Source organism: Virgibacillus sp. (genome assembly GCF_013393565.1).
In the GTDB taxonomy this organism is placed as follows: domain Bacteria; phylum Bacillota; class Bacilli; order Bacillales; family Amphibacillaceae; genus Virgibacillus; species Virgibacillus dokdonensis.
In genome coordinates this window covers 69,010-76,043 of record NZ_JABXHF010000006.1, presented here as the reverse complement: position 1 = coordinate 76,043, position 7,034 = coordinate 69,010, and the positions used below count along the sequence as shown (strand labels likewise).

Below are 7,034 nucleotides of genomic sequence, written 5' to 3'. Positions count from 1 at the left end.
CCGGTACTTATACACTCGGTGACCAAACCCCATGATTCTTTTTCCAGCTTCGATTTTCTCTCGTAACCACCGTTCCGTGTTTTCCTTTGAGCCAATCTCTTGTAAATTCATAGAAATTTGTGATAAAGCCCCACCGTGCAACGGTCCTTTCAATGCAGAAATAGCCGCAGATACCGATGAGACAATGTCTGCCCGGGTTGATGTAATTACTCTAGCTGCAAAAGTCGAAGGATTCATTCCATGCTCCAATGTTGAAATCAGATAAGCCTCTAGTGCTTGAACTTGTTCTAATTCGGGCTGAGTTCCCTTTATCATGTATAGATAATTAGCAGTGTGACCTAAATGATTACTTGGTTCGACAGGTTTTCTTTTACAAACACGATTATATCTGTACGCTATTATTGAAGGTATTTTAGTACATATTGATAACGACTGTTCTACCGTTGGAGGAAAACTGAATTCCCCTAAGGTTGAAATTGCCGTTCGAAGTACACTAAGCATATCAACATCTGTAGGAATAGTATTGATGATTTCTTTTACAGGTTCAGGCAACGAACGATAAAATGCCATTTTATTTTTAAAACTAAATAATTCTTCTACAGAGGGAAGATGTCCGATCAATAAAAGGTGGACAACCTCTTCAAATACATGGTTTTTTGCTAACTTTCCTACCTCGTGTCCTCTGTACTCAAGCAAACCTTCGTCACCATCTATAAAACATAATTTTGTCTTTGCTACAGCAACATCTGCGAGATCAGTAGACATGATCATACTATTTTCTCTCTCTTTGGAGTCACTCTACCATATGAGGCATTATAAACCTCTTTTCCAAGCAACTCTCTCCCAAGTACAGACTTCATAACCTCCGTTGAACCATCAGCAATTAAAAACGCTCTCACGTCACGAAGCCGTTGTTCAAGACCATAGTCTTTAATATATCCCCGAGCACCGTGTATCTGTAAAGCATCATCTATTACCTTGTAAGCTGATGTTGTTCCAAACCATTTTGCCATGTATGCCTCTTTTGCATTTGGTTTACCCTTATCCAAATAGACTAAGGACTTATATGCAAGTAATCGTGCTGCTTCAAGTGTTGTTTCTCCTTCAGAAATTTTATGCATTACCGAGTGAAATCGTCCAATTGGTCCACCAAATGCTTGTCGACTCTTAGCAAAATCTATAGCCTGCTCTAGTGCCATTTGAGCACTACCAATGGAAATTAACGCAACTAAATTTCTCACAAAATTAAAATGTTGATTAACAATTGCAAACCCCTGTCCTTCTTCACCCAGTAAGTTTTCAGTAGGTACGACTACGTCATCTAGTTCAAAACCGCCATAAGAGAACCCTTTTAACCCTAGTGCCTCGTATTCATACTTTTTAATCTTTGGATCGTTCATTTCTACAATAAAGGCCGATAACCCTTTGGCACCTAATTCCTGGTCTGTTTTTGCAAATACCACAAATACCTTTGCTTCCCTTATTCTATTGACCCACTCTTTTTCTCCTGAAATAATGTAACTGGATCCAACTCTTTTAGCTGTGGTTTGAAACGCACCTACATCTGAACCACCAGTAGGTTCAGTCAAACCTGCTCCGATTAGAATCTCACCCCTCATGAGTGGGGGAAGATATTTTTCTTTTTGTTCTTTGGTTCCATAGTTCGCAATTAATCTGCCATGACCTGCTCCGAAAAGCTCTCTTGTATTTAATCCAAAGCGTCCACACACTTCGTAAATATGTCCCATAGTTAAATCAGATACCCCGTGTCCACCATCTTCTTTCGGTACATCTAATCCTATTAGGTTTTCCTGTCCAGCAAGCTCGCGAATATGCCATGGCAAACGTTCAGATTCACTTTTCATTGCGTTTTCCAGATCATTTTTTACAAGGAATTGTTGAATTCTTGTAATCCAATCATTTTGTTCTGTGTTTGGTTCGAAATCCATTTTGCTTCCTCCTAAGTGTATAATATCGTTATTTTTCTGTTAATTGTTCTGGAGTCGAATTTAGCAACAATTGAAGCCTATCCATGCTTTGCATAAAATCTGCTATTTCCTGCAACAACAATACTCGCTTTGTTAATCCCAATAATCTGCTGCCGCTTTTTTGCCTAATAATCCAGGGAACTATTTGGTGATTCCAATATTTAGTTGCCCAATTAGCCTTTTCAAATGAATTCACAATTCAATTGTTTCACTAAGTTTCTTATATTCTCTTGAATCACTGTCAACTTACCTTTCATTTCTTGCCAATCATTAAGGATTGATATTTGTATTAATTCGTTGTTTCCGCTTGAATCAGAATCCATTGGTGTGTCACTTAACTGCATCTCTAAATTTTCTATGGCCAATTTCCACAAAAAAAGTTTGGTCACTGGTAAATAAATCACTTTCTTCCTCAGACAATCTCGCCCTCAAACGACGAACATCTCTCAGATTGACTCCCCCCCTTTTTCTTTGATATAGACACAGCGATAAAAATCTTTAGGAAGAAGAAAATATCTCCTATTTACTATTCATCATAATACCTTTAGACTTATAATAAAAATGATTAAATAAGATTGAATCGATCATTTTAAATGATAAGGGGAGTCTAGGATGGACATAAAGGAATTAGTTATCTTTAAAACTTTAGCTCATGAAGGAAATATCACAAAGGCCGCTGAACAATTAAATTATGTTCAATCTAATGTCACAGGGAGAGTAAAAAAATTAGAATCAGAACTGCAAACCGTACTGTTTTACAGACATCCGCGGGGTGTCTCGTTAACCTCAAAAGGAAAACTGCTTTTAGCGTATACAGACAAAATTTTAAACTTAATGGAAGAAACCAAAAAAGCTATTCAAGATTCTGAAACCCCTCATGGCCCACTATCTATAGGTGCAAATGAGACAACGGCATCTGTTAGATTACCTGCTGTTTTGGTTTCTTACAATGAGAACTACCCTGAAGTAGAATTGTCCCTAAACATTGGTGAAACAGAAGATCTTATCAGTGATGTTCTTGATTACAAACTAGATGGAGCGTTTGTGGTAGGACCCGTTAAACATCCTGACATTATTCAGACACCAATACTGAAGGAAGAACTCGTTGTTATAACAGACAATCTGCAAGCCCCATTCACTTTTTTAACGGATTTAAAAAAACGGACATTGCTAACACGCCCCCATTGCATTCACAGAAAACGTCTAGAACAATGGCTTCATGATGAGGGCATTTTCCCCTTAAAAATTATGGAGTTCGGAACATTAGAAGCAATCATCGGATGCGTAAAAGCCGGATTAGGGGTTTCTATAACTACAAAATCACTTGTCAGCCACCATAAAATGGATGACAAGCTCTGTTACCACGAGATCCCCGAGAAATACTCCACCGTAAAAACAGTGTTTATACGAAGAAAAGATGCCTTTATCACAAGTGCCTATAGCAGATTTATAGAAATGATAATCCAAAGTTTCTGAGGGCAATACTCAAAAAAATTTTTCATTTAAACGACCACCTACTAAAGCAGGTGGAGTTAGACCACGCATTTGTAAGTTAAATCCTCTATCGTTGAGATTCGTTCCCACATATCTCACCGCAAAGGAAATAATCATGGCTGCATAGTTCAATTCTTCTGGCGCAACTCGTTGTGATTTCTTCGTTACTCTGCGATCCATCTTATCCAAATCTATTGCAGAAAAAATGGCTTCATATTTTGGATAGGCTCCATATCGTATAATTCTTGGATGCCAAATAGCTTCATTTGTCGTATCATGGGCATAAGCAGCACTCCTGCTGTCTTTTTATTGTTTTGTAATTATTACCATTTATAAGATTTGGGGAGGTGCTTCCTTTTTTATCTTTTTAACCCCTTGTCTCACAAGGGGTGATTATTATGAAATTCATTTACTTATATTGTAATATAATATCCACAAATTAGATAAGCATACACTAAAGAAATAAGAAACAGAATCGAACCTAAAGCCCTCAGAGCATCCTTGTTTTTTTTATTTGTGTATCCATAAAGCAGGAAGTACCAACTAAGAAGCAATATGATGGAAATTCCAAGTACTGGAAGCAATGTTGATAAAAATAAACTAAAAACGATACATATCCCCGATAGGAATAAACTGATAAATGCCCAATCTTTTGTTGGACCAATTAACTGTATCTTATTTGGATTCATACTTAGCATACGCCATATGTAGTCACAAAGCCACAACACACTAAATATAAAAGGAATAAATAAAGTATATAAGTCAATCCCTCCTACAAATCCCGCACCAAATATTGTGAAAAAGGATAAGACAGAGAGGAGAATAAGTGCTATGAAATAAGCCATATGAATAAGTGCTACTTTCACAATAATCACCTGCCCATTTAGAATTATAAATAGTCAAACCACACAAAAAGGTAACCCCTTCTACACTGCCCAAATTATTATACTAATAGTTTGTCAAAAAACAACTTTCCTTTTATTGCACCAGCACCGATATGTGGAATAGATACGAATGGATCTATAAACGCAACACCTGGCATTCCATATTTTTTAATATCTTTCTCTTGATTTTTTTGACCGCTTATGAATAAAGCCTTCTTTCTTTAATTTACGTTTTTGAGTTTAACGAGAACATTATAAGGTATTATAATAAACATGATTGAAACCTAACTTCCACCACCTATACTAAATATTGCTGATAAGATTGGAGTAAGACCGAATAAACTGCCTGCTGCGGTTGCACCGGGAGATTCTACAGATGGAATAAATGATAACGCAAATATACCCAAATACTGTAAAAACACATTTGCTTACTTCATTGTGTTTGAGTTAAAGAATCTACTAAGTTGATCCTCTCAACTTTCTCTACTACATACTCTAATACCTCTTTAAATCTACCTTTCAAGCCAGTAACAGTGGAATCCTCTAAACTACCACATAAAACATATAAGTATTGATTGGTCAACACAAATTATTTAGTAATAGATACTGTCTATCTCTATTACATTCAACGGAATCATTGAGGGATTTAGACATAGAGATACTGCAAAAAATAAGAATGCGAGTAAAAGTCTGTAAATATCTTTACACAATTATAATTGTGACATTAAGTAGTTCTCATTACTTTCTATAAACAAAAGTCCTTAAACACGCTTATAAAACTTTTTCCTACCTTTTGATTCACGTTTTTTGTAAGACTTTATTATTTGGTGATAATAAAGTTTTGCAACTCATAATTATTAAGCCCAATACAAAAAGGGTTCTTTCAAATCTCCCTTGCTTTTTCACGTTTTTTTCTTAATTTTGGGCTATTTTGTCAGTTTCTATTGTTTAGCTACAATTTCTGTGACGTTAAAAAATCTTCCCTCAAACCTTCCCTCCCATTCCACTATTCGAGTTAAATAAAATTTTCCTAAATAACAGATGAAAAAATATTAGAGAAAATACAGAAAAGACAAAAATATTAAATGAGTATTGATTTGTGGTTAAGAATAAGAATGATGAAAAGATTCTCTCATCCTCCCCTTGACTCTATTTTCGTCATAAAAAATCCCGGGTTTCTATGGAAAAACCCGAGAAAATTATTGATTAGGCGGAAATGTTTAATTTGGTTCAGTGATATATTTTAATTAAACACTTCTCTTTGTAACACCGCCACACACTCCACGTGATTCGTCTGTGGAAACATGTCAACTGGTTGCACTTCTTTCGTTTCATAGCCGCCTGCATCTAATATGTTTAAATCCCGAGCTAATGTAGATGGATTACAGGAAACGTACACAATCCGTTTTGGTTCCATCTCGATCATTGCTTCAAGAAACGCTTCGTCACAGCCTTTGCGTGGCGGATCAACGATAATAACATCGGGGCGCAATCCTTGTGCTTTCCACCATGGCATTACTTTTTCCGCTTCACCTACAACGAATTCGACATTGGTAATTCCGTTCAATTTCGCATTTCTCTTAGCATCACTAATTGCTTCTGGAACAACTTCTATTCCATACACTTTTTTTGCTTGCTGTGCTAAAAATAAAGAAATCGTACCAATACCACAATACGCATCAATCACCACATCGGATGAACTCAGATTGGCATATTCCAACGCTTTTTCGTAGAGGACTTTTGTTTGTGGCGGATTAACTTGGTAAAATGATTTGGCGGAAATAGCGAATCGAATGTCACCGATCGTATCATAAATATAAGCGTCACCCCAAATAATATTTGACTTCTTACCAAGGATCACATTCGTTTTTTCCTTGTTCACATTATGAATAATGGATTTGACGTGAGGATACGTTTCTGTCAATGCTTGAATAAGTGCCTCTTGATGCGGTAGTTTTTCCGTCCTCGTTACCAGGACAATCATTGTATCCTTCGTCTCTCTTCCTGTACGAACCATAATATGACGTAATACTCCGCGATGTGTCGATTCATCATAAGCAGTAATTCCTAACTGCGAGGCTATTCTGCGCACTGCTTCTACCATGCAATCATTCACTTCATCCTGTATGACGCAAGTATCCATATCATCAATAATACGATGACTGCGTTTTTGATAAAAGCCGGTAATTAATGCGCCTTCTTTTTCCCCTATTGGAATTTGTACTTTATTGCGATAACGCCATGGATCGGTCATACCTAATGTAGGATGAACAGGAACATGATCCATATGCGCTATTTTCCGCATTACATTTTTCACTTGGTTTCGCTTCATCTCTAATTGTAATGAATAGCTCATATGCTGTAATTGACAGCCACCACATTTATAATAGACGTTACAAGGCGCTTCGACTCGCTCCGTGCTTGCTTTCTTTACTTCTAAAAGTTTCCCAAAGCCAAAATTTTTATTCGCTTTAACAACTTTCACGAGCGCTTTTTCACCTGGCAATCCATACGGTACAAATAAAGGATAGCCATTCACTTTAGCTACGCCGTTTCCTTCGTGTGTCAAATCTTCAAATGTGAGCGTCAACGTTTCATTCTTTTTTACGGGTACTGCTTTTTTTGCCATGTTTCTCTTCCTTTATACACTAGTTTGTGTTCCTATCTT

General features: G+C 36.7%; 7 protein-coding genes and 1 pseudogene. 1 reads left to right on the top strand and 7 read right to left on the bottom strand.

Annotated elements, in window-relative coordinates:
* The 3 genes from HLX49_RS02580 to HLX49_RS02570 all read right to left on the bottom strand — a co-directional run.
* A partial coding sequence (locus HLX49_RS02580) for a citrate/2-methylcitrate synthase (protein WP_296360723.1) occupies nt 1–765 on the bottom strand: 765 nt, incomplete at its 3' end.
* Between the two features lie 2 nt (nt 766–767).
* Nucleotides 768–1,949, bottom strand: a complete 1,182-nt coding sequence (locus HLX49_RS02575) for an acyl-CoA dehydrogenase family protein (protein ID WP_101933491.1) — start codon at nt 1,947–1,949, stop codon at nt 768–770.
* A gap of 221 nt (nt 1,950–2,170) precedes the next feature.
* Complete coding sequence (locus tag HLX49_RS02570) at nt 2,171–2,362, bottom strand: hypothetical protein (RefSeq protein WP_296360722.1); 192 nt, start codon at nt 2,360–2,362, stop codon at nt 2,171–2,173.
* A 238-nt stretch (nt 2,363–2,600) separates the two neighbouring features.
* On the opposite strand from HLX49_RS02570, the gene HLX49_RS02565 reads away from it, so the two are divergent.
* Entirely contained in the window at nt 2,601–3,464 is an 864-nt protein-coding gene (locus tag HLX49_RS02565; protein ID WP_101933489.1) for a LysR family transcriptional regulator, read from the top strand.
* Nucleotides 3,465–3,541: 77 nt separating this feature from the next.
* Here HLX49_RS02565 and HLX49_RS02560 read toward each other — a convergent pair.
* The 4 genes and pseudogenes from HLX49_RS02560 to rlmD all read right to left on the bottom strand — a co-directional run.
* Nucleotides 3,542–3,766, bottom strand: a pseudogene (locus HLX49_RS02560) (IS5/IS1182 family transposase); the annotation flags it as partial.
* A 129-nt stretch (nt 3,767–3,895) separates the two neighbouring features.
* Entirely contained in the window at nt 3,896–4,348 is a 453-nt protein-coding gene (locus tag HLX49_RS02555) for a hypothetical protein (protein ID WP_296360721.1), read from the bottom strand.
* Nucleotides 4,349–4,650: 302 nt separating this feature from the next.
* Nucleotides 4,651–4,788 carry a hypothetical protein gene (locus tag HLX49_RS02550; RefSeq protein ID WP_296360720.1) on the bottom strand — a complete coding sequence of 46 codons (138 nt, stop codon included), beginning with the start codon at nt 4,786–4,788 and terminating at the stop codon, nt 4,651–4,653.
* Between the two features lie 821 nt (nt 4,789–5,609).
* Entirely contained in the window at nt 5,610–6,995 is a 1,386-nt protein-coding gene (gene rlmD / locus HLX49_RS02545) for a 23S rRNA (uracil(1939)-C(5))-methyltransferase RlmD (RefSeq protein ID WP_296360719.1), read from the bottom strand.
* Between the last annotated feature and the right edge of the window lie 39 nt (nt 6,996–7,034).